We start from the raw sequence: 21319 nt of genomic DNA, 5'->3' as shown, positions 1-21319 counted from the left end.
ACGGGGACCGCTGTTCTGTCCGGCCGAGGCTCCGGGGGACAGGCCCGGAGGGGTGCGGCGCCCGGGGGACAGGCCCGGGCACCGCACCTCGGCCGCGACGGCCGGGGGTGCCTACTCGACGGTGACGGACTTCGCCAGGTTGCGCGGCTTGTCGATGTCGCGGCCCATGGCGAGCGCCGTGTGGTAGGCGAGGAGCTGGAGCGGGATGCCCATCAGGATCGGGTCCAGCTCGTCCTCGTTCTTCGGGACGACGATGGTGTGGTCGGCCTTCGCCTGCGGCTGGTGCGCGACCGCGAGGATGCGGCCGCTGCGGGCCTTGATCTCCTCCAGGGCGGCGCGGTTCTTCTCCAGCAGGTCGTCGTCCGGGACGATCGCCACGGTCGGCAGGGCCGGCTCGATGAGGGCGAGCGGGCCGTGCTTCAGCTCGGAGGCCGGGTACGCCTCGGCGTGGATGTAGGAGATCTCCTTCAGCTTGAGGGAAGCCTCCAGGGCGACGGGGTAGCCCCGCACACGGCCGATGAACATCATCGACTGGGCGCCGGCGTACTCCGCGGCGATCTCCTTGATCTGCTCCTCGGTCTTGAGGATCTCCTCGATCTGCGAGGGCAGCTTGCGCAGGCCCTCGATGATCCGCTTGCCGTCGGTGACGGACAGGTCGCGGATGCGGCCCAGGTGCAGGGCGAGCAGCGCGAAGGCGGTGACCGTGTTGGTGAAGCACTTGGTGGAGACGACGCAGACCTCGGGGCCGGCGTGGACGTACACGCCGCCGTCGGCCTCGCGGGCGATGGCGGAGCCGACGACGTTGACGACGCCGAGGACGCGGGCGCCCTTCCGCTTGAGCTCCTGGACGGCGGCGAGCACGTCGTAGGTCTCACCGGACTGGGAGACGGCGATGTAGAGGGTGTCGGGGTCCACGACCGGGTTGCGGTAGCGGAACTCCGAGGCCGGCTCGGCGTCGGCGGGGATGCGGGCCATGGACTCGATGAGCCCGGCGCCGATGAGACCGGCGTGGTACGAGGTGCCGCAGCCGAGGATCTTGATGCGGCGGATGGTGCGGGCCTCGCGGGCGTCGAGGTTCAGGCCGCCCAGGTGCACGGTGGAGAAGCGGTCGTCGATGCGGCCGCGCAGCACGCGGTCGACCGCGTCGGGCTGCTCGGAGATCTCCTTGTGCATGTACGTGTCGTGGCCGCCCATGTCGTAGGAGGCGGCCTCCCACTCGACGGTCTCGGGGGTGGCGGTGGTGGAGGCGCCGGAGACCGTGTAGGTGCGGAAGTCGTCGGCCTTCAGGGTGGCCATCTCGCCGTCGTTCAGGGTGACGACCTGGCGGGTGTGGGCGATCAGGGCGGCGACGTCGGAGGCGACGAGCATCTCCTTCTCGCCGATGCCGAGGATGACCGGGGAGCCGTTGCGGGCCACCACGATGCGGTCGTTGAAGTCGGCGTGCATCACGGCGATGCCGTAGGTGCCCTCGATGACCTTGAGGGCCTCGCGGACCTTCTCCTCCAGGGTCTCGGCCTGGGAGCGGGCGACGAGGTGGGTGATGACCTCGGTGTCCGTCTCGGAGGCGAAGACGACGCCGTCGGCCTCCAGCTTGGCGCGGAGCTCCTGGGCGTTGTCGACGATGCCGTTGTGGACGACCGCGACCTTGTTCTCGGGGTCCAGGTGCGGGTGCGAGTTGATGTCGCTCGGGGCGCCGTGCGTGGCCCAGCGGGTGTGGGCGATGCCGGTGGTGCCGGTGAAGCGCTTGGGGACCTTGGCCTCCAGGTCGCGGACGCGGCCCTTGGCCTTCACCATCTTCAGGCCGGAGGCCTTCGGGCTGGTGACGACCATGCCGGCCGAGTCGTATCCCCGGTACTCCAGGCGCGCCAGGCCTTCCAGCAGCAGCGGGGCGACATCGCGCTTACCGATATAACCGACAATTCCGCACATAAAGGTGAAACCCCTCCAGGTTGGTGATGGGTGCTGCTCAGCCGTAGACGATGCGGCGTAGCTGCCGGAGCGAGAGCTCCGGTGGCGCCACCGCCCGGTGCGGCAGCTCCGCCGCGATCCGTTCGAAGATCTCGGCGTTCACGGCGCCGCCGGACTGCAGTTCGCGGTGACGGCGGCGGACGAACTCCTCGGTCGTCTCGTCGAAGTACGCCAGCACGTCGAGCACCACCCGGGCGGCCTCACCGCGCTGGAGCGCGGTGCTGCGGACCAGGTGGTCGATGAGGTCGTCGTGCGACGGGCGGCGTTCGAGCACCCGTGCATATTGAGGGGTCATCGGGGGCCTCCGCAAGAATCCTGCCCGAATTCGGGCAGGCGGGGCGTGATCCGCCCCCTCTTTCGGCCTCTTGGTCCAGACCTTGAAGCCGGACCGGGGCGGCGGTACGCAGGGCGACCGAGGGGATATACAGAACGACGGACGTGTCGATCACCCGAAGGGGAGCCCGCCTGTGAGACAGCGCATGACGATTCCGCGCCTGATCGGATCCCTGCTCCTGTTCGCGACCGCCGGCGTCGGCTGCGGAGAGGCCGCCGCCGACGGCACCGACGGCACCGACGGCAAGGCGTCCGGAAGCGCCGCAGCCGAACCCGAGGTCCGCCCGCTCGGCCGCATCGTGCCCGTACCCGCCTCCGTCACCCCCGAGGGCGAGCCCTACACCCTCACCGCCGCCACCCGCATCGGCGTCGACGCGAGCTCCGGCGAGTCCCAGGCCCTCGGCCGCTACCTCGCCGGCCTCCTCCGCCCCGCCACCGGCTTCCCGCTCCCCGTCGTCGACGACCGCGCCGCCGGCCGCGGCATCCGGCTCCGCCTCGACCCCGAGGAGACCGACCTCGGCGAGGAGGGCTATCGGCTCCACTCCGCGCCCGACGGCCTCACCCTCACCGCCCGCGAACCGGCCGGCCTCTTCCGCGGCGTCCAGACCGTGCGCCAGCAGCTTCCCTCCGCCGTCGAACGCAAGAGCGTCCAGCCCGGCCCCTGGAAGATCGCCGGCGGCACCGTCACCGACACCCCCCGCTACGCCTACCGGGGCGCCATGCTCGACGTCGCCCGCCACTTCTTCACCGTCGACGAGGTGAAGCGGTACATCGACCAGCTCGCCCTCTACAAGGTCAACACCCTCCACCTGCACCTCACCGACGACCAGGGCTGGCGCATCGCCGTCGACTCCTGGCCCCGCCTCACCACCCACGGCGGCTCCACCGAGGTCGGCGGCGGCACCGGCGGCTTCTACACCAAGGCGCAGTACCGCGAGATCGTGGAGTACGCCGCCTCCCGCTACCAGGAGGTGATCCCCGAGATCGACATGCCCGGCCACACCAACGCGGCCCTCGCCTCCTACGCCGAGCTCACCTGCGACGGCGTCGCCCCGCCCCTCTACACCGGCACCAAGGTCGGCTTCAGCTCCCTGTGCGTGCCCGAGCCCGTCACGTACGACTTCGTCGACGACGTCGTCCGGGAGATCGCCGCCCTCACCCCCGGCCGCTACCTCCACATCGGCGGCGACGAGGCCCACTCCACCAGCCACGCCGACTACGTGACCTTCATGGACAAGGTGCAGCCGGTCGTCGCCGAGTACGGCAAGACCGTCGTCGGCTGGCACCAGCTGACCGGCGCCACCCCCGCGAAGGGCGCCCTCGTCCAGTACTGGGGCCTCGACCGCACCCCCGCCGAGGAGAAGGAGAGGGTCGCCGCGGCCGCCCGCAACGGCACGGGCCTGATCCTCTCGCCCGCCGACCGCACGTACCTCGACATGAAGTACACCAAGGACACCCCGCTCGGCCTCGCCTGGGCCGGATACGTCGAGGTCCGCAGGTCCTACGACTGGAACCCCGCCACGTACCTCCCCGGCGCCCCCGAGGACGCCGTCCGGGGCGTCGAGGCCCCGCTCTGGACCGAGACCCTCGACTCCACCGGCGACCTCGACGTCATGGCCTTCCCGCGCCTCCCGGGCATCGCCGAACTCGGCTGGTCCCCGGCGGCCACCCACGACTGGGACACCTACAAGGAACGCCTCGCCGAACAGGCCCCCCGCTTCGACGCCCTCGGCATCACCTGGTACCGCTCGCCGGAGGTGCCCTGGCCGGCGGAGTAGTCCGCCGCGGCGGCACGGCCGGCCGGGCGGCCCGCCGCCCACGCGGGTCGGCCCGGCGGTCGGCGTCCTGCTGCCGTCGGGCGTGCCCATCATCAGCGCGCCGTAGCCGCCCGGGGCGCCGCCATGGTGGTGGACGAGGGTGCCGCCGCCCGGGCCCAGGTCCCGCACGAACATCCCCAGGCCGTAGCCGAGCGTCCCGTGCGGCGTGAGCATCTCGGTCAGGAGCGGGGCGGGCGATCGGCCACGGGGTCGTCGAGCCCGATCGCACCCTCGGCCACCAGGCTCAGCACCGGGGCGGCGGTGAAGGTCTTGGCGGAGCTGCCGATCCAGAACCGTCCGTCGGTGGGCGGCGGGGCGCCCGCGCCGAGCTCGGACACCCCGGCGCTGCCGACCCACGACCCCCGCTCGTCGGTCACGCGCATCCGCACCCCGGCGAAACCGGCGTCGGCGAACTCCTGGACGGCGTGCTGCGGTTCGGGGCGGTGGTTCATGGTCATTCCTCTCTCGTCCCGTCTCGTGGGGTGGGTGTTCAGAGGCTGCGGGCGGTGATGTCGCCGAGGGAGGTGGTGGCGCGGATGTTCAGGGCGGCGGCGCCCCCGGTGTTCCTGAGGGAGTTGTGGACACGGCCGAGGGCGGTGCCGGCGTCGAGGGTGGCGGAGACCCCCTGGGCGGCGCCGACGGTGATGTCACCGGCCCGGGTGGTGAGGGCGACGGTGCCGGTCACGGCCTCGGCGACGCGGAGGTCGCCCTTCTGGGTGCTGATCTCGGCGGGGCCGCCCAGGCGGCCGACGGTGATGTCGCCGGCCTGGACGGTGAGTCGGGCGGCGGCGGCCTCGTCGAGCTTGACCGTCCCCTGAGCGGCGTCGAGCGTGACGTCGCCCAGGCGCCCCACGCCCCGGAAGTCGGTCAGGGCGGCCTGCGCGTCGACCCGCGAGCCGGCGGGCAGCTGGACGGTCACCTCCACGGAGCCGGAGTGCCCGAGGGCCCGGTTCTTCGGGGCCGGGGCCGCGATCCGCAGGACGCCGTCGCGGTACTCGACCGTGACCCGCTCGGCCGCCTTCACGTCCCGGCCCTTCGTCCCGTCCGCGGGCCGGACCTCGACGGTGGTGTCGGCGCGGTCGGCGGCGATGACCTGCACGCGGCCGGCGGGGATGTCGAGGGCGGCGGTGATCGGGGCGGCGGTGGCGAACTTCTGCATGGTGCTCTCCTTGGGCGCGTCTTGTTTCCGACAAGAGAAACGCTACGTTGCGTTCTCTGATCAGGCAACGAGCTTGTTACGTGAAAACGCTGTTCTCGCAGGTGAGATCGCGATAATCGTTGCAACGATCCTGGATGTAATGCAACGTCACTCACCGGGCTCGTTGCATTGAGTTGAGGTCGAACGCTACGCCGGGACCGGTCGACGGCGCTGTCGGCCGAGAAACGGGGTTGAACAGAACGTCCCCTGATGGGTAGACAGGCGCACGGACCTCCGGGCGGATCGAACGTGATCGACACCCCGTCCACCAGGAGCTCCACCTCTTCCGCAGGCGGCCCTCCACGCCGGCGCCACCGTCCACCGGAAAGACTCGCTTCCGCATGAATCGCCCCATAGGCAGACTTCCCCGCCTGGCCGCACTCCTGATGGGTGCCGGACTCGCCGCCTCGCTGGTCACCACGACCCCCGGCGACGACACCACCGCGCAGGCCCCGGGCCCGGCCCCCGCCCCCGCCGCCTACGCCGTCACCCCCGCCGTCTCCCCGTTCGTCCAGAGCGGCCCGCGCAACATCATCACGCGGGTGCAGGACACGTACATCAGCAACCTGAACGGCGCGGACCACTCCGGCGAGCAGCTCCTGCACGTCGGCACCCCGGACAACGGCACGACCAAGTACCGCAGCTTCCTGAAGTTCGACGTCTCCAAGCTGCGCGGCGCGGACATCAAGAGCGCGAGCCTGCGGCTCTACAACTCCTACACCGGCTCCTGCGACGGCTGGTGGATGTACGCCGACGCCGTCTCCGCCGCCTGGAGCCAGTCCACGATCACCTGGGCCAACCAGCCGGCCCCCAGCGCCGGCTACCAGACCTCCGCGAACTTCGGCCTCGGACAGGCGGCCTGTCCGGACCAGCCGGTGGACTCCGACCCGGACACCTCGAACGCGGTCAAGCGGCTCGACGTGACCGCGATGGTCAAGGCGTGGACGAACGGCACCCTGGCCAACAACGGCCTGCGCCTGTCCGCCGGCGAGTCCGGCAGCGTGGCGTACAAGGAGCTCTGCTCCATGAACCCCGTCGCCACCGACCCCGCCTGCCGCCTGGCGTACTACGCGCCGACGCTGGAAGTGGAGTTCAACCCCGGTGCGCCGGTCATCGCCGCGGCCGACGAGTACGCCGTGAACTACGGCGGCTACCCGGCCACGAGCCCGGCGGTGGAGTTCTACGACTCCACCAAGCCCTCCCTGTGGCCGACCACGGGCCCCTACCAGCGGTGGGTCCCCGACGCGTACCACTCCTTCAAGGACCCCTCCGGCGACCTGCTCCGGGCCCCGTTCGCGGGCGGGACGGAGCACAAGCTGCGCCCCGCCGGCGCGTACGAGACGACCGGACTCGGCGGCAAGCAGGTCCTGGTCGTCGGCGACGGACAGAGCGGCCTCGTCGCCGTCGTCCCGTACCCGGCGCTCTCGGGTGCGCGCTTCACGATCAACGTCGGCACCAACGACCTCACCAACCTGCACGGCGTGGAGCTCCTGCCGGACGGCACCGTGGCCGTGGCCCTGGCCAAGACCGGCCAGGTGAAGCTCTACACCAAGGCCCAGGGCGCCGTCGGCAACGCGCCGAGCGCCTACGCCACCGCCGCGGACACCGCGGCACTGGTCGACGCCCACAGCCTGCTGTACGACCCGGAGACCGGCTCGCTGTGGGCCGTCGGGGCGACCCAGCTCGTCCGCTACCCGTACACGCTCGGCTCCGGAAAGCTCGGCACCCCCGAGGCCTTCACCCTGCCGCTGAACGCCAACGGCTACTCCTCGCCGTACGGCCACGACCTCGAGCCCGTCTACGGCAACCCCGACCGGATGTGGGTGGCGGCCAACGCGGGAATCGTCCAGTTCTCCAAGTCCGGGGCGACGCCCTGCTACAAGCCCTCCCGGTGGCCGACCTCCGGGACGTCGGCCGACGGAAAGCCCAACCGCTGGTGCACGGACTACGCCGACGAACCGCTGGTCAACAAGGGCGGCATGGTCAAGAGCGTCGGCAACGACCCCGTCTCCGGCCGTGTGATCACGACCTGCGCGGGCGACCCCGCCGCCTGTCACGCGCCCGCCACGGGCGCCGACGCCTGGACGACGCCGGCGATCACCTTCGTCGACTCCACCGTGAACGGCACGCCGAGCCGCCACGAGGAGTACTGGCGCGAGACGGACGCCCAGTACTACCGGGTGCGCTGGATGGTGCCGAGCTACAACTGACACGGGAAGGACGCGGGCCCCGGCGGAGGACCTCCTCCGCCGGGGCCCGCCCGGCCCCTGCGGAGGCGACCACGGGCCGGAGCGAGGCGTTCCCCCGCGGAATCGAGCCCGCTAGGATCTCGTCGCGCTCGCCGGACCGGTCCCGTGGACACGCTCTGATCAGGCGCGTCGTCCCCCGCGCACCCTCATTTCGAGTCGACTGCGCACGCATGACCACCGGAAGGACCAGCCATGTCGCAGTCGCCGAAGACGGGCCCTGCCCCGCTCCCGGACAAGAAGAAGAAGCTCTTCGACGGGCTCTCCCCGTGGCAGAAGGCCCTCGCCGCGCTTCCGCTGGCACTGCTCCTCGTCGGCGGCGCGATCGGCGGCGCTCTGGGCGCTCTGGCCGCCTTCACCAACGTGAAGATCGCCAAAACGCAGCTGTCGGCACCCCTCAAGGCGGCCGCCATGCTGGGAGTCGGCCTCGCGGCGGCCGTCGTCCTCTTCGTGGTCGCGGGCCTGCTGTCGAACGCCCTGAACGGCTGAGCCGCTTCCCCGGCGGAGGAGCGTGCTCCGCCGGGGCCCGCACGGATCCGGGCTCAGGCGAACCGGGCGATCGGGTTCACCAGGTCGCCGACCAGCTGGAGGGCCGCCGACGGGTCCGCCAGGTCGACCATCTGCCGGTTGTTGCGGAGCTGGAGGCGGTTGAGGGCGGAGAGGGCGAAGGTCTGCGCGAACATGTCGTACCGCGCGAACTTCTCCGCCAGCTCCGGCTTCGCCTCCTGGTAGCCGCGCACGCACTCCGCGACCGTCCGCCAGAAGCCGTCCTCGTCGAGGACGCCCTCCGCCGCCAGGGTCGCGCCCAGGAAGCGGAAGAAGCAGTCGAAGACGTCCGTGAAGACCGAGAGGAGCTTCATGTCCTCCGGGACCTCGGCGCGGACGCGCTCCACCGCCGGCGGGAGGACCGCCGCCGGGTCCATCACGCAGATCTCCTCGGCGATGTCCTTGAAGACCGCCCGCTCGACCGCGCCCCGCTCGTCGAGGACCAGGATCACGTTCTCGCCGTGCGGCATGAAGACCAGGTCGTACGCGTAGAAGCAGTGCAGGACCGGGAGGAGGTACGCGTCCAGGTACCCCCGCAGCCACACCGCCGGCTCCAGGCCCGACTCCTCGATCAGCGCGCCCGCGAAGGACGCGCCGGCGTGGTCCAGGTGGAGGAGGGAGGCCATCGTCGCCAGGCGCTCGCCCTCGGCGAGGGACGGCACCGGGGACTCGCGCCAGAGCGCGGCCAGCATCTTGCGGTAGGGGGAGTAGCGGTCGGTGGCGGCCTCGTACTCCAGGTGGCGGTAGCCGACCGCCGCCCGCTCGCGGATGATCGAGAACCGCGCCTCCTTGAGCGTGGCATCCGCCTCGATCAGGCCGTGCAGCCAGTCGTTGATCGCCGGCGTGGCCTCCATGTACGCCGCCGACAGGCCCCGCATGAAGCCCATGTTGAGGACGGACAGGGCCGTCTTCACGTAGTGCTTGGCCGGGTCGGAGCTGTTGAAGAAGGTACGGATCGACTGCTGCGCCAGGTAGGTGTCGTCGCCCTCGCCCAGGTACACCAGGCGCTGCTGCGCGACCTCGGCGGCGAAGGTGACGGACAGCTTGTTCCACCACTGCCAGGGGTGTGCCGGCACGAGGAGGTAGTCGGCCGGGTCGAGGCCGCGCTCGGTGAGCGTCGCGGCGAAGCCGTCCACCGTCGCGTCGCCGAGCTCGGCGCGGATGAACGCCTCGTACTCGATGTCCGCCCCGGCCGTGAAGGTGGCCCGGTCGCGGCGCGCGGCCAGCCAGATCAGCCGGACCCCGCTCGCGGCCTCGGGGGCGTACGCGCGGTACTCGTCGACGCCGAAGCCCAGCCGGCCGTTGTTGGCGACGAAACAGGGGTGGCCCTCGGTCATCCCGGTCTCGATCGCCTGGAAGCCGGCGCGGGCCAGTTCGGCGGAGGTCACGGGCGGCTTGGTCGACTTGTAGGCCGTGCCGGCCAGGGTGGAGGAGATCTCCTCCAGGTAGACCGGCAGGATCTCGTCGCTCAGGCCGAGGGAGCCGCGCAGCTCGATGACGAACTGGAGCGCGTCGAGGGGGAGCTGCTCGTCGCCCCGGTGGCGGCTGATCGAGTCCGGGTAGACCTGCCAGTGGTCCAGCGCGAAGCGGTCGGCGGTGAAGCGGTACTCGGTCGTGCCGTCGTCGCTGAGGACCTGGTAGCGGCTCTCGCCCAGCTCCTTGGGGTCGAGCAGCCGCTCGTGGGCGAACTCGGCGAGGCCCTTGCGGATCAGGGCGCGGTTGGCGGCGGCCCAGCGCTCGGGGGTGAGGTGTGCGACGGGGTTCATATGGCGGCTCCGACGGCGGTCTCGAACTGGGCGCGGGTGCAGAAGCTCAGCAGGGCCTTCTTCTCGGGCTTCTGGATCTCGCGCTCGGGCACGAAGCCGACGGCCTCGTTGAGCGCGTGGACGGCCTTGTTGCGGACGTCGGGCTCGACGACCACGCGGGCGGTCGCCGGGTCGGCGAACAGCTCCGCCATCACGGCGGTGATCACGGTCCGGGTGAAGCCGTGCACGGGTGTGTCGGTGGGCGCGACGAGGAAGTGCATCCCGACGTCGCCGGGCCGCGGCTCGTAGAGCCCGACCAGTTCGACCTTCGAGGGGTCGTACCGCTCCATGAGGAAGGCGGGCTCGCCGTCGACGAGGCCGATGAAGGCGTCGTGGTGCGGGTGCGCGGCGATCGCCATGTACTCCCGTTCGACGTCCTGGAGCTTCGCCTCCTGCATCATCCAGAAGGCGGCCTTGGGGTGGGTGACCCAGGGGTGGATCAGCTCGGCGTCCTTCAGGGGATCGAGGGGACGTATGTGGACGGAGGCGGTCATACGGCGAACTCCTGGAACGCGATGGTCTTCTCTACGGGGTAGTACTCGGACCCCAGCATCTCCCCGATGATGTACGCGTTGCGGTACGGGCCCATGCCCAGGTCGGGCGAGGTGATCGAGTGGGTGTGCACGCCGGCGTTCTGCAGGAAGATCCCGCGGCCTGTGGTGTCGATCGCGTAGTTGCGGGCCACGTCGAAGCGGCCCCGGCCGTCGAAGCGGAGACGGTCCTCGACCGGCTTCAGGAACGCGGGGACGGCGTACCTGTAGCCCGTGGCGAGGATCAGGCCCTCGGTCTCCAGGGTGAAGTCCTTCTCCTGCTCCTCCTGGCGGAAGCCGAGCGCGTACGTGCCCGTCGCGGAGTCGTACGCGGCCGTGTGCAGGGCCGAGTTGGTGAGCAGGCGGGTGGGGACCGGGCCGTCCAGGTTCTTCTGGTAGAGCAGGTCGAAGATCGCGTCGATGAGCTCGCCGTCGATGCCCTTGAAGAGGCCCTTCTGCCGGGTCTCCAGGCGGTAGCGGGTCTGCTCGGGCAGCGCGTGGAAGTAGTCCACGTACTCCGGGGAGGTCATCTCCAGGGTGAGCTTGGTGTATTCGAGCGGGAAGAAGCGCGGGGAGCGGGTCACCCAGTTCAGGCGGTAGCCGTGGACGTCGATCTCGCTCAGGAGGTCGTAGTAGATCTCGGCGGCGCTCTGGCCGCTGCCGACCAGGGTGATCGACTTCTTCTTCTGGAGCTCCTCCTTGTTCGGGAGGTAGCGCGAGTTGTGGATCAGGTCGCCGCCGAGGTCCCGGCAGGTCTCCGGGACGTACGGCGGGGTGCCGGTGCCGAGGACGATCCGGTGCGACCGGAACGTCTCTCCGGCCTCGGTGGTCACCACGTACACCTCGGCGGACTCGTCGTACGCGACCGAGGCGACGGTCGTCGAGAAGCGGATCGAGGTGAGTTTCCCGGCGGCCCAGCGGCAGTAGTCGTTGTACTCGGTGCGCAGCGGGTAGAAGTTCTCGCGGATGTAGAAGGAGTAGAGCCGGCCCTTCTCCTTCAGGTAGTTCAGGAAGGAGTACGGGGAGGTCGGGTCCGCGAGGGTGACCAGGTCCGACATGAAGGGGGTCTGGAGGTGGGCGCCGTCGAGGAACATCCCCGAGTGCCACTCGAAGTCCGGCTTGGACTCCAGGAAGACGCCGTTCAGCTCGGCGATCGGCTCGGTCAGGCAGGCGAGTCCGAGGTTGAACGGACCGAGCCCGATGCCGATGAAGTCGTGGATCTCAGGCGTGGACAAGGTTCTCTCCCAGGTACTGCTCGGCGTGGCCGGCTATCAGATCGAGGACGGCGGCGATGTCGGCCGCGGTGGTCTCGGGGTTGAGCAAGGTGAACTTGAGGTACTGGCGGCCGTCGACCTTGGTGCCGGCGACGGCGGCCTCGCCCGAGGCGAACAGGGCCTTGCGGGCGTAGAGGTTGGCCCGGTCGATGTCGTCGGGGGAGGTGACGGCCTCGGGGATGTAGCGGTAGACGAGGGTGGAGAGCTGCGGCTCGACCACGACGTCGTAGCGCGGGTCGGCGGCGAGCAGCTCGAAGCCCTGGCGGGCCAGGTCGCAGACCTCGTCGAAGAGCTCGCCGATGCCGTCGGCGCCCATCACGCGCAGGGTCATCCAGAGCTTGAGCGCGTCGAAGCGGCGGGTGGTCTGGAGGGACTTGTCGACCTGGTTGGGGATCCGCTCGGCCAGCGTCCTGCGCGGGTTGAGGTAGTCCGCGTGGTAGGTCGCGTGGCGCAGGGTGGCGCCGTCGCGGACCAGGACGGCGGAGGAACTCACCGGCTGGAAGAAGGACTTGTGGTAGTCGACGGTGACCGAGTCGGCCCGCTCGATGCCGTCCAGGAGCCCGCGACGGGTCCGGGAGGCGAGCAGTCCGCAGCCGTAGGCGGCGTCGACGTGCATCCAGGCGCCGTACTCGGCGGCCAGGTTCGCGATCTCGGGGAGCGGGTCGATGGAGCCGAAGTCGGTGGTGCCGGCGGTGGCGACGATCGCCATCGGGACCAGGCCCTCGGCGCGGCAGGTCTCCAGCTCGGCGGCGAGGACGACGGACTGCATCCGCTTGTTCCGGTCGACGGGGACGGAGACGACGGCGTCGCGGCCGAGGCCGAGCAGCTGGGCCGACTTCTGGACGCTGAAGTGGCTGCACTCGGAGGAGAAGATCCGCAGTTTCGACAGGTCGGTGGTGCCGGTCTCCTCGCGGGCGAGGAGCAGGGCCTGGAGGTTGGACTGGGTGCCGCCGCTGGTGAAGACGCCGTCGGCGAGCGGGCCGAGGCCGATCCGGCCGGTGGTCCAGTCGATCAGCTTCCGCTCGATGAGGGTGCCGCCGGCGCTCTGGTCCCAGGTGTCGAGCGAGGAGTTGACCGCCGAGAGGACGGCCTCGCCGAGGACGGCGGGGATGACCACCGGGCAGTTGAGGTGCGCGAGGTAGCGGGGGTGGTGGAAGTAGACGGCGTCGCGGAGGTAGACGTCCTCCAGCTCGTCGAGGGCGGCGGAGGCGTCGCCGAGCGGCCGGTCGAGGTCGACGGCGTCGACGACGGGGGCCAGCTCGGCGGGCGTCACGCCCGTGAACGGGCCGCGCGTCGCCGCGAGTTTCCTCGCCACCCGCTCCACTCCTTCGGTGACGGAGCGCCGGTAGCTCTCCGCCGTCGTGTCGTTGAGCAGGTGGGAACGCATGTGGGGCCCTTCCGGGAGCGGACTCGGTCGGTCTTGGTTAGGTTAGCCTAACCTAACTTCACGGCACAACGGCCCCCCAACCCGGAGGGGCTGGGGGGCCGTTGGCCCTGTGGGGGGTACGGGGGCTTACGCCGCGTCCTGGGCCCGGTCCCGGGCCGCCGCCTCCTGGGCCTCGTCCTGCGCCGTCTCGTCCGGCACCTCGCGCAGGGCGTCCTCGGACAGACCCTTGCGCCAGTAGCCGACGAACGTGACCCGGCGGCGGTCGAGCCCCCGCTCCCGCACGAAGTGGCGGCGCAGCGCCTTCACGGCGCCCGACTCGCCCGCGATCCAGACGTAGGGAGCCCGCCCGGGCAGCTCGGCGCCGGACACCGCGTCGACGGCGGACGGCGCCCCCTCCTCCCGTACGAGCCAGGTGACCGTGGCGTCCGCCTCGGTCGCGAGCTCCGTCCGGTCGCCGGAGTAGGGCACTTCCAGGAACACCCGGGCGCGGGTCTCGGCCGGCAGCCACTCCAGGATCGCGGAGGCGGCGGGCAGGGCCGTCTCGTCGGCCCAGATCAGCACGGAGTCGGCGTCCTCAGGCAGTTGGAAGCGGACGCCCGTGTTCTCGGCGACCGCCGGGCCCAGGACCACCACCCGGTCACCGGGCTCGGCGCGGCCGGCCCAGCGGCAGGCGGGGCCGCCGTCCTCGTGGAGGGCGAAGTCGATGTCGATCTCGTTCGGTTCGGTGCGCTGCTCGCGGACGGTGTACGAGCGCATCACGGCCCGCACGTCGTCGGGCATGGCCCGCCAGGCGCCCAGGATCGCGTACATGTCCGGGTCGTCCAGGGGCGGCAGGACCGGCGCGTCCTGGCCGGGGTGCGGCAGGAAGAGGGAGAGCGACTGGTCGCGGCCCCCGGCGGCGAAGCCCTCCAGGTCCTCCCCGGTGAAGGTGATCCGGACCAGGGACGGGCCGAGCCGCCGCGTCCGGTCGACCTGGAGGGAGAAGAACTGGAAGGGGGCGGTCTCGGTGTGCGTCATGGGGCGGGGCACCTTCTCGGCGTTCTCCGGGGCCCTGGTCGGCCCGGACGAGTTGAAGGTAGGTTAGCCTAACCTCACTCCGGATGGCAGGGTGGGGCCGTGCACGCGGCCGAGGCCCGCCACCGGGGGTGACGGGCCTCGGAAGAGGGGCGATCCGCGTTCAGACGAGGTCGCCGGCGAACCAGTTCCAGCTGCCGAAGGTCGTGCTGTCCCAGGGCTTCACCGGGTCGGCGAAGCCGGTGCCCGTGCTGGTGAACTTCCACAGGCCGGTGCGGTGGGTACCGTCCGTCTGCTGTCCGTAGTTGTAGAGGACGCCGATGTCGGTCTTGCCGTCGCCGTTGAAGTCACCGGCGGTCACCTTGCTCGCGGCGGCGTTCCAGCTGCCCGTCCCCGAGTCCCACTTCTTGGACGGGTTGGTGAAGTCGGTGCCGGTGCTGGTCAGAGTCCACAGCGCCGCCTGGTTGCGACCGTCCTCGGCCTGCCCGTTGTCGTAGAGGACGCCGACGTCGGTCTTGCCGTCGCCGTTGAAGTCACCGGCCGTCGCCTTCGAGCGGTTCCAGTTCCAGGAACCGAAGTCGGTGGAGACGTTGTCCCACTTCTTGGACGGGTTGGTGAAGTCGGTTCCGGTGCTGGTCAGCGTCCACAGCGCGGTGACGTTGACGTTGTCCGCGTTCTGCCCGTTGTTGTACAGGATGCCGACGTCGTCCTTGCCGTCCCCGCCGAAGTCACCGGTGACCAGCTTCGAGCGGTCCCAGTTCCAGGAGCCGGAGTTCGTGGAGACGTTGTCCCACTTCTTCACGGGGGCGCCGAAGCCCGTCCCGGTGCTCGGGAAAGTCCACAGGGCGGTCACGAAGTCGTTGCTCGCGTTCTGCCCGTTGTTGTAGAGGACGCCGACGTCGGTCTTGCCGTCGCCGTTGAAGTCGCCGGAGGTGATCCTGGAGCGGTTCCAGTCCCAGGAGTCGGCCGAGGAAAGGCTGTCCCACTTCTTCGACGGGTTGGTGAAGTCCGTCCCCGTGCTGGTGAAGGTCCACAGGGCGGTCCAGCGCCCGCCGGTCTGCGAGGTCCCCTGGTCGTACAGGACGGCGATGTCGTCCTTGCCGTCGCCGTTGTAGTCGCCGGTGGTGACCTTGGAGCGGTCCCAGTTCCAGGAGCCGGAGTTCGTGGAGACGTTGTCCCACTTCTTCACGGGGGCCCCGAAGCCCGAACCGCTGGAGGTGAAGGTCCACAGGGCGGTGCGGTAGCCCGAACCGTCCGTCGCCAGGCCGTTGTCGTAGAGGACGGCGATGTCGTCCTTGCCGTCGCCGTTGAAGTCTCCGCTGGTCTGGGTGGTGGTCGCGCGGTTCGCCGTCAGGAAGGCGACCCCGTTTGACAGCGGGCCCGTCTGCCCGGCGTCGTTGGCGGCGCGCACGGTCACCGTGTGCGAGCCGTCCGTCAGCGTCGTCGTGTCGAGGGAGACGGCGTACGCGGGACCCGAGCCGGTGTCCGTGCCGACCGCCACGCCGTCGACGTAGAAGGTCGCCTTGGTCGGGGTGCCGACGGCGTCGGTCACGGAGGCGGAGAGGGTGATCGTGCCGGTCGCCACCGTGCCCGAGGACGGGCCCACGACCTTCGACACCGGCGGCACGGGGTCCGGGTACGGGTCCGTGTGGTCGGAGCCCAGACCGGCGGCGGGCCCGCAGACCGGCCACGCGCCCTCGCCCTGGTTCGCGAGGACCTTCTCGCCGATGAGGATCTGCTCCTTCTTGGTGGCGAGGTCGGCTCGGGAGGCGTAGGCGGTGCCGCCGTAGGCCTGCCAGGTCGACTGGGAGAACTGCAGGCCCCCGTAGTAGCCGTTGCCCGTGTTGATGGACCAGTTGCCGCCGGACTCGCACTGGGCGACCTTGTCCCAGGTCGCGACGGAGGCCGCGGCGGCCGGGACGGCGGTGAGCAGGGTGCCGGCGATGCCGGCCGAGGCGACGAGGGCGGTGGCGGTGGCGAGCAGGCGGGGACTGCGGGACATCGGGGCGACTCCTGGAGGTGGGGGCTCGGCGAGGGCGGGGCGGGGCGCCCGGCCGGCCGGAGGGGGTCCGGCCGGCCGGGCGGAGGGGCTGTGCGTCAGCCGAGCTTGCTGGCGAACCAGTTCCAGCTGTTGACGGTGGCGGAGGCGCTGTCCCAGGACTTGACCGGGGAGGCGAAGTCCGAGCCCGTGCTCGTGAACTTCCAGACGGCGGTCCGGTTGGTGCCGTCGTCCTGGACGCCGTAGCCGTAGAGGACGCCGATGTCGGTCTTGCCGTCGCCGTTGAAGTCACCGGCGGTCAGCTTGCTCGTCTTGGTGTTCCAGCTGTCCGAGCCCGAGTCCCACTTCTTCGACGGGTTGGTGAAGTCGGTGCCCGTGCTGGCGAAGGTCCACAGCGCCGACACGTTCCGGCTGTCCTCGGTCTGGCCGTTGTCGTAGAGGACGCCGACGTCGGCCTTGCCGTCGCCGTTGAAGTCACCGGTGGTGACCTTGGAGCGGTCCCAGTTCCAGGAGCCGAAGCTCGTCGAGACGTTGTCCCACTTCTTGGACGGGTTGGTGAAGTCGGTGCCGGTGCTGGTGAGGGTCCACAGCGCGGTCACGAACTGGTCGTTCGTGTTCCGTCCGTTGTCGTAGAGGATGCCGATGTCGGTCTTGCCGTCACCGCTGAAGTCGCCCGCGACCATCTTCGAGCGGTCCCAGTTCCACGAGCCGAAGTTGGTGGAGACGTTGTCCCACTTCTTGGACGGGTTGGTGAAGTCGGTTCCGGTGCTGGTCAGCGTCCACAGCGCGGTGACGTTGACGTTGTCCGCGTTCTGCCCGTTGTTGTACAGGATGCCGACGTCGTCCTTGCCGTCGTTGTTGAAGTCACCGGTGGTGACCTTGGACCGGGTCCAGTTCCAGGAGCCGAAGTTGGTGGAGACGTTGTCCCACTTCTTCACCGGCTGGCCGAAGCCCGTGCCGTTGCTCGTGAAGGTCCACATGGCGGTGACGTTGACGTTGTCCGCGTTCTGGCCGTTGTTGTAGAGGACGCCGATGTCGTCCTTGCCGTCGCCGTTGAAGTCACCGGTGGTGACCTTGGAGCGGTCCCAGTTCCAGGAGCCGAAGCCGGACGACTCGCTGTCCCACACCTTCACCGGCTGGTTGAAGCCGGCGCCGTTGCTCAGGTACGTCCACAGGCCGGTGTGGAAGTCGCCGTTGGCCTCCCTGCCGTAGTCGTACAGGACGCCGATGTCGGCCTTGCCGTCGCCGTTGAAGTCCGCGTGGAAGGTGGACGTGGCCTCGCCGTTGGACGTGATGATCTGGGAGCGGGAGGCGCCGGTGTTGTCGTTGACGTCCCGGACCTCGGCGCTGATCGTGTGCTTGCCGTCGGGGAAGCGGCTCGTGTCGAGGGCGAAGCTGTACGGGGCCTGGGTCAGCCTGCCGCTGACCGCCTCGCCGTCCACGTAGTACTGCACGGAGGCGACGGAGTAGGTGCCGGCCGAGACGGAGGCCGTCAGGTTCGTGATGCCGGAGACGGTGCCGGTCGCGCCGTTCAGGGAGACGCCGGGCGGGGTGGCCTGCTGGAGCCTGGGCGAGATGTAGCCGCTGATCGTCTGGCCCCAGGGGGCCTGGCCCACGCGGTAGGACGTCGTCGAGTTCGTGGAGACGATGCCCTCGGGGTGCGTCGAGTGCCCCTGGTTGCCACCCGTGATCGTGACCACGCCGTTGCTGACCCCCGTCACGAGGGCCACGTGCTGGGCGTAGCCGTTGGAGTAGCCGTAGACGACGGCGTCGCCGACGTGCGGGGTGCTGGAGAGGGTGCCGTACTCCTGCCCGTACCGGTAGAAGCTGGCCGCGGCGTCCGTCAGGATGCTCTGGCCCTTCACGTTGAACTTGGACCACACCCAGCCGACGAAGTCGGCGCACCACGCATGGGACTGGCCGCCGTAGCCGTCGCAACTGTTGTTCTGGTTGAGGCCGTTCTCGTAGCCGCCGCCGGCGCAGGGACCGTTGCCGTTCTGGCTGGTGGCCCGGGCGGCCATGTCCGTGAACTCGTCGGCGTGGGCCGGGACGGCGGCGAGGCCCGACAGGGCGGTGGCGACGACGAAGGAGGCGAGGCCGGCACGGACGGTGCGGGGCAGGACGGTGCGGGACATGGGGAACTCCTGACGAAGGGCATGGCGGTGCCCTGGGAAGGGGAAAGGGGAACGGCGCGCGTGGACAGCGCCGGGAAGTACGGGGCGAGGGAGGAGGCGACGGGCAGGGGGCGTCGGCAGGCCGGGACGCCGGTGGACGTCCGTCAGTCGGCGGCGAGCCGGTAGCCCTGCGCGGCGATCGAACGGCGCGCGCGGTCCAGAAGCGGACGCATCCGCGCGACGGCGGGGCCGTCGTCCTCGGCGCGGACGAAGAGGTAGAGGTCGATGCCGGAGTCGGTGGCGCGTGGCTTCACGTGCTCCAGGCCGTCCTCGGGGCGGGCGTGCGCCCACAGGAGATCGGTGACGGCGGCCAGTGCCTCGGCACGGCGGGGGCCTTCGGACGTGGTCGTCAGCGAGGCCAGAACCACACGCATCGTGGGTCAGTCCCAGATGATGCCGTTGTCGCCGGTCGGCGCCGCGGCGCGCACCGAGTCCCAGATGATCCCGTCCGTGACGGTGCCGGTGGTGCCCACGGCCTGCGCGGTGGTGACGGCGGCGGTGGACATCAGGACGGCGAGACCGGCGGCGGCGAGGAGGCTGGTGATGCGCGACATGGGGCGGGGTCCTTCCAAGTCATCGTGGCTGGTGGCTGCTTCGGCGTCCGGTCGGTGACCGCGTCCGCCCTCGTGACCACTACCTTGCCGTCCCCGCGAGACCCCCGGAAGGCTTCTCCGCTGTCCTGAAGCTGTCTGGCACGATCAGGTCACACCCCGCCTCCCGGGCGCGCCCCGACCAAGATCGGGTAACTTCTCGCCCTGTCAGGCTCATGCGACCCAAGGGGGGGTTGACGTGCTGGAAGTGCTGGGGCTCGACAGGGACGAGGAGTCCGTCTACCGAGCGATGCTGACGGTTCCGGGTGGCGGGATCGAGGCGCTCGCGGGACGTCTGGGGATGACCGAGTCCCGTGTGCGGGACGCCCTGGACCGACTCGTGGACCGGGATCTGCTGACCCCGTCGCGGGAGTCCGCCGGCGGGCTGCGCGCGGTCTCGCCCGAGGTCGGCCTGGAGCTGATGATCCAGCGTCAGGAGGTGGAACTGGCGCGTAAGCAGGCGGAGTTGGCGCAGAGCAAGGTGGCCGTCGCCCGTGCGGTCGCCGAGTACGCCGATCTGCGGCCGAACACCGAGACCGAGCAGACCGAGCGGCTGGTCGGGCTCGACGCGATCCAGGAGCGGCTCGTGGTCCTGGCCCGGGGACTCGCAGAGGAGTGCCAGTCGATCATCCCGGGCGGCGCGCAGTCGCAGCGGAGCCTCGACGCCGGACGGCCCCTGGACGAGGCCGCGTTGGGGCGGGGGGTCCAGATCAGGGCGGTGTACCAGGACAGCGCGCGCAACGACGGACCGACGCTCGCCTACGCGCAGTGGACGACCGAGCGGGGCGGTCTGGTGCGGACGAGCCCCGTCCTCCCGCCCCGGATGCTGATCTTCGACCGGCGGACCGCCGTCGTCCCCATCGACCCGCAGAACTCGAAGCTGGGTGCCCTGTGCACCTCGGCCCCGGGCATCCTCGCCCCTCTCCTCTCCCTCTTCGAGCAGACGTGGGAGACGGCCGTGCCCCTCGGCGCCGACCACCGGGAGCGCCCGGAGGACGGCGTCAGCGCCAGTGACCGCGAGCTGCTGCGGCTCCTGGCGTCGGGACTGACGGACGAGGGCGCGGGCAAGCGGCTCGGCGTCTCGGTCCGTACGGTCCGCCGGCAGATGGCGGCCCTCATGGAACGGCTCAACGCGACGAGCCGATTCGAGGCGGGCCTCAAGGCCGCACAGCGCGGCTGGCTGTAGCCGGCGCGCGTGGGGCCGTGGACGGCATACGAGAGCGCCCGCCGCACCGGATCCGGTGCGGCGGGCGCTCTCGCGGCGTCGCCGTGGCTCAGGCGGGCAGGCCCAGCTCCCGGGCGATCAGCATCCGCTGGACCTCGCTGGTGCCCTCGCCGATCTCCAGGATCTTCGAGTCGCGCCACATCCGGGCCACCGGGTACTCGTTCATGAAGCCGTAGCCGCCGTGGATCTGGGTCGCCTCACGGGCGTTGTCCACCGCCACCGTGGAGGAGTACAGCTTCGCGATCGCCGCCTCCTTCTTGAACGGCTCGCCGAGCACCAGCCGCGAGGCCGCGTCCCGCCAGCCGATCCGGGCCATGTGCGCCTTCATCTCCATGTCGGCGATCTTGAACTGGACCGCCTGGTACGTGCTGATCGGCGACCCGAAGGCCTGCCGCTCGTGCGCGTACTTCACCGACTCGTCCACACAGCCCTGGGCGAGGCCCGTCGCGAGCGCCGCGATCGCGACCCGGCCCTCGTCCAGGATCCGCAGGAACTGCGCGTAGCCGCGGCCCTCTTCGCCGAGGAGGTTCCCCACCGGGACGCGGACGTCGTCGAAGGAGAGCTCACGGGTGTCCGAGGCGTTCCAGCCGACCTTCGAGTACGGGGCGGCGACCGTGAAGCCCGGGGTGCCGGACGGCACGATGATCGAGGAGATCAGCGGACGGCCGTCGGGCTTGCGGCCGGTGACCGCCGTGACCGTCACCAGACCCGTGATGTCCGTACCGGAGTTGGTGATGAAGCACTTCGAGCCGTTGATGACCCAGTGGTCGCCGTCCCGCACTGCCGTCGTCCGGGTGCCGCCCGCGTCACTGCCCGCACCGGGCTCGGTCAGACCGAACGCGCCGAGCATCTCGCCGGAGCACAGCTTCGGCAGCCACTCCCGCTTCTGCTCCTCCGTGCCGAAGCGGTAGACCGGCATGGCGCCCAGCGAGACGCCCGCCTCCAGGGTGATGGCCACGGAGGAGTCGACGCGGGCCAGCTCCTCCAGGGCGATCCCGAGGGCCAGGTAGTCACCGCCCATGCCGCCGTACTCCTCGGGGAACGGCAGCCCGAAGAGACCCATGCGGCCCATCTCGCGGACGATCTCGTACGGGAACTCGTGCCGCTCGTAGTAGTCGCCGATCTTCGGCGCCACGACGTCGTGGGCGAACTCCTCGACGGTACGGCGGAGTTCCTCGTGCTCTTCGGTGAGCCGGTGGTCGAGGGACATGTC

The 21319-nt window shown here is 70.6% G+C and carries 18 protein-coding genes; 4 read left to right on the top strand and 14 right to left on the bottom strand.

Going from position 1 to position 21319, the window contains the following annotated elements; translation table 11 throughout:
- Positions 1 to 111: 111 nt before the first annotated feature.
- Together glmS and ACFYUZ_RS29190 are read right to left on the bottom strand one after the other, a co-directional pair.
- Complete coding sequence (glmS, locus tag ACFYUZ_RS29195) at positions 112 to 1929, bottom strand: glutamine--fructose-6-phosphate transaminase (isomerizing) (RefSeq protein ID WP_389314200.1); 1818 nt, start codon at positions 1927 to 1929, stop codon at positions 112 to 114.
- A 37-nt stretch (positions 1930 to 1966) separates the two neighbouring features.
- A complete protein-coding gene (locus ACFYUZ_RS29190; protein ID WP_030210307.1) occupies positions 1967 to 2242 on the bottom strand; it encodes a hypothetical protein in 276 nt (91 codons plus the stop codon).
- 205 nt (positions 2243 to 2447) lie between these two features.
- On the opposite strand from ACFYUZ_RS29190, the gene ACFYUZ_RS29185 reads away from it, so the two are divergent.
- Positions 2448 to 4079 carry a beta-N-acetylhexosaminidase gene (locus ACFYUZ_RS29185; protein ID WP_389314198.1) on the top strand — a complete coding sequence of 544 codons (1632 nt, stop codon included), beginning with the start codon at positions 2448 to 2450 and terminating at the stop codon, positions 4077 to 4079.
- Positions 4080 to 4297: 218 nt separating this feature from the next.
- Here the strand turns inward: ACFYUZ_RS29185 and ACFYUZ_RS29180 are convergent, their stop codons facing one another.
- Together ACFYUZ_RS29180 and ACFYUZ_RS29175 are read right to left on the bottom strand one after the other, a co-directional pair.
- A complete protein-coding gene (locus tag ACFYUZ_RS29180) occupies positions 4298 to 4570 on the bottom strand; it encodes a serine hydrolase (protein WP_389314196.1) in 273 nt (90 codons plus the stop codon).
- Positions 4571 to 4608: 38 nt separating this feature from the next.
- Positions 4609 to 5277, bottom strand: coding sequence for a DUF4097 family beta strand repeat-containing protein (locus tag ACFYUZ_RS29175; RefSeq protein ID WP_389314194.1), 669 nt, complete (start codon positions 5275 to 5277; stop codon positions 4609 to 4611).
- A 380-nt stretch (positions 5278 to 5657) separates the two neighbouring features.
- Here ACFYUZ_RS29175 and ACFYUZ_RS29170 point away from each other — a divergent pair, with 380 nt between their 5' ends.
- Both ACFYUZ_RS29170 and ACFYUZ_RS29165 read left to right on the top strand, forming a co-directional pair.
- Positions 5658 to 7526: a DUF6528 family protein gene (locus tag ACFYUZ_RS29170; RefSeq protein WP_389314192.1), complete on the top strand. Its 1869-nt coding sequence runs from the start codon at positions 5658 to 5660 to the stop codon at positions 7524 to 7526.
- 231 nt (positions 7527 to 7757) lie between these two features.
- A complete protein-coding gene (locus ACFYUZ_RS29165) occupies positions 7758 to 8051 on the top strand; it encodes a hypothetical protein (protein ID WP_389314190.1) in 294 nt (97 codons plus the stop codon).
- Positions 8052 to 8104: 53 nt separating this feature from the next.
- Here ACFYUZ_RS29165 and ACFYUZ_RS29160 read toward each other — a convergent pair whose 3' ends face one another.
- The 9 genes from ACFYUZ_RS29160 to ACFYUZ_RS29120 form a co-directional block, all read right to left on the bottom strand.
- Positions 8105 to 9874, bottom strand: coding sequence for an IucA/IucC family protein (locus ACFYUZ_RS29160; RefSeq protein WP_389314188.1), 1770 nt, complete (start codon positions 9872 to 9874; stop codon positions 8105 to 8107).
- A complete protein-coding gene (locus ACFYUZ_RS29155; protein WP_389314186.1) occupies positions 9871 to 10407 on the bottom strand; it encodes a GNAT family N-acetyltransferase in 537 nt (178 codons plus the stop codon). Before ACFYUZ_RS29155 ends, ACFYUZ_RS29160 begins: the two co-directional genes overlap by 4 nt.
- A complete protein-coding gene (locus ACFYUZ_RS29150; protein ID WP_389314184.1) occupies positions 10404 to 11678 on the bottom strand; it encodes a lysine N(6)-hydroxylase/L-ornithine N(5)-oxygenase family protein in 1275 nt (424 codons plus the stop codon). The genes ACFYUZ_RS29155 and ACFYUZ_RS29150 overlap by 4 nt, the downstream gene beginning before the upstream one ends.
- Complete coding sequence (locus ACFYUZ_RS29145; RefSeq protein WP_389314182.1) at positions 11665 to 13104, bottom strand: pyridoxal phosphate-dependent decarboxylase family protein; 1440 nt, start codon at positions 13102 to 13104, stop codon at positions 11665 to 11667. The genes ACFYUZ_RS29150 and ACFYUZ_RS29145 overlap by 14 nt, the downstream gene beginning before the upstream one ends.
- Before the next feature lie 126 nt (positions 13105 to 13230).
- Positions 13231 to 14121, bottom strand: coding sequence for a siderophore-interacting protein (locus ACFYUZ_RS29140; protein ID WP_389314180.1), 891 nt, complete (start codon positions 14119 to 14121; stop codon positions 13231 to 13233).
- A gap of 160 nt (positions 14122 to 14281) precedes the next feature.
- Positions 14282 to 16120, bottom strand: coding sequence for a transglycosylase family protein (locus tag ACFYUZ_RS29135; protein WP_389314178.1), 1839 nt, complete (start codon positions 16118 to 16120; stop codon positions 14282 to 14284).
- Between the two features lie 95 nt (positions 16121 to 16215).
- Positions 16216 to 18252 (bottom strand): FG-GAP-like repeat-containing protein, encoded by a 2037-nt coding sequence (locus ACFYUZ_RS29130; RefSeq protein WP_389314176.1) that lies wholly within the window; start codon positions 18250 to 18252, stop codon positions 16216 to 16218.
- Positions 18253 to 18395: 143 nt separating this feature from the next.
- Positions 18396 to 18665, bottom strand: a complete 270-nt coding sequence (locus tag ACFYUZ_RS29125) for a hypothetical protein (RefSeq protein ID WP_389314174.1) — start codon at positions 18663 to 18665, stop codon at positions 18396 to 18398.
- 6 nt (positions 18666 to 18671) lie between these two features.
- Positions 18672 to 18845 carry a hypothetical protein gene (locus tag ACFYUZ_RS29120; RefSeq protein ID WP_389314173.1) on the bottom strand — a complete coding sequence of 58 codons (174 nt, stop codon included), beginning with the start codon at positions 18843 to 18845 and terminating at the stop codon, positions 18672 to 18674.
- Between the two features lie 235 nt (positions 18846 to 19080).
- Here ACFYUZ_RS29120 and ACFYUZ_RS29115 point away from each other — a divergent pair, with 235 nt between their 5' ends.
- Entirely contained in the window at positions 19081 to 20067 is a 987-nt protein-coding gene (locus ACFYUZ_RS29115) for a LuxR C-terminal-related transcriptional regulator (RefSeq protein ID WP_389314171.1), read from the top strand.
- Between the two features lie 88 nt (positions 20068 to 20155).
- On the opposite strand, the gene ACFYUZ_RS29110 is transcribed toward ACFYUZ_RS29115, so the two are convergent.
- Positions 20156 to 21316: an acyl-CoA dehydrogenase family protein gene (locus tag ACFYUZ_RS29110; protein ID WP_389314169.1), complete on the bottom strand. Its 1161-nt coding sequence runs from the start codon at positions 21314 to 21316 to the stop codon at positions 20156 to 20158.
- Positions 21317 to 21319: the final 3 nt, after the last annotated feature.

The sequence above is a fragment of the Streptomyces sp. NPDC004266 genome, assembly GCF_042874095.1.
In the GTDB taxonomy this organism is placed as follows: domain Bacteria; phylum Actinomycetota; class Actinomycetes; order Streptomycetales; family Streptomycetaceae; genus Streptomyces.
The sequence above is the reverse complement of the archived record's forward strand: the minus strand, read 5'-3'. Positions and strand labels throughout refer to the sequence as shown.

What these genes read in the sequence shown, in the direction of transcription:
- ACFYUZ_RS29170 (WP_389314192.1), top strand. Translation starts at nt 5,658, where the DNA reads ATGAATCGCCCCATAGGCAGACTTCCCCGCCTGGCCGCACTCCTGATG.
- ACFYUZ_RS29120 (WP_389314173.1), bottom strand. Translation starts at nt 18,845, where the DNA reads ATGTCGCGCATCACCAGCCTCCTCGCCGCCGCCGGTCTCGCCGTCCTG.
- ACFYUZ_RS29185 (WP_389314198.1), top strand. Translation starts at nt 2,448, where the DNA reads ATGACGATTCCGCGCCTGATCGGATCCCTGCTCCTGTTCGCGACCGCC.
- ACFYUZ_RS29165 (WP_389314190.1), top strand. Translation starts at nt 7,758, where the DNA reads ATGTCGCAGTCGCCGAAGACGGGCCCTGCCCCGCTCCCGGACAAGAAG.
- ACFYUZ_RS29160 (WP_389314188.1), bottom strand. Translation starts at nt 9,874, where the DNA reads ATGAACCCCGTCGCACACCTCACCCCCGAGCGCTGGGCCGCCGCCAAC.
- ACFYUZ_RS29125 (WP_389314174.1), bottom strand. Translation starts at nt 18,665, where the DNA reads ATGCGTGTGGTTCTGGCCTCGCTGACGACCACGTCCGAAGGCCCCCGC.
- ACFYUZ_RS29140 (WP_389314180.1), bottom strand. Translation starts at nt 14,121, where the DNA reads ATGACGCACACCGAGACCGCCCCCTTCCAGTTCTTCTCCCTCCAGGTC.
- ACFYUZ_RS29130 (WP_389314176.1), bottom strand. Translation starts at nt 18,252, where the DNA reads ATGTCCCGCACCGTCCTGCCCCGCACCGTCCGTGCCGGCCTCGCCTCC.
- ACFYUZ_RS29135 (WP_389314178.1), bottom strand. Translation starts at nt 16,120, where the DNA reads ATGTCCCGCAGTCCCCGCCTGCTCGCCACCGCCACCGCCCTCGTCGCC.
- ACFYUZ_RS29175 (WP_389314194.1), bottom strand. Translation starts at nt 5,277, where the DNA reads ATGCAGAAGTTCGCCACCGCCGCCCCGATCACCGCCGCCCTCGACATC.
- ACFYUZ_RS29155 (WP_389314186.1), bottom strand. Translation starts at nt 10,407, where the DNA reads ATGACCGCCTCCGTCCACATACGTCCCCTCGATCCCCTGAAGGACGCC.
- ACFYUZ_RS29110 (WP_389314169.1), bottom strand. Translation starts at nt 21,316, where the DNA reads ATGTCCCTCGACCACCGGCTCACCGAAGAGCACGAGGAACTCCGCCGT.
- ACFYUZ_RS29145 (WP_389314182.1), bottom strand. Translation starts at nt 13,104, where the DNA reads ATGCGTTCCCACCTGCTCAACGACACGACGGCGGAGAGCTACCGGCGC.
- ACFYUZ_RS29180 (WP_389314196.1), bottom strand. Translation starts at nt 4,570, where the DNA reads ATGAACCACCGCCCCGAACCGCAGCACGCCGTCCAGGAGTTCGCCGAC.
- glmS (WP_389314200.1), bottom strand. Translation starts at nt 1,929, where the DNA reads ATGTGCGGAATTGTCGGTTATATCGGTAAGCGCGATGTCGCCCCGCTG.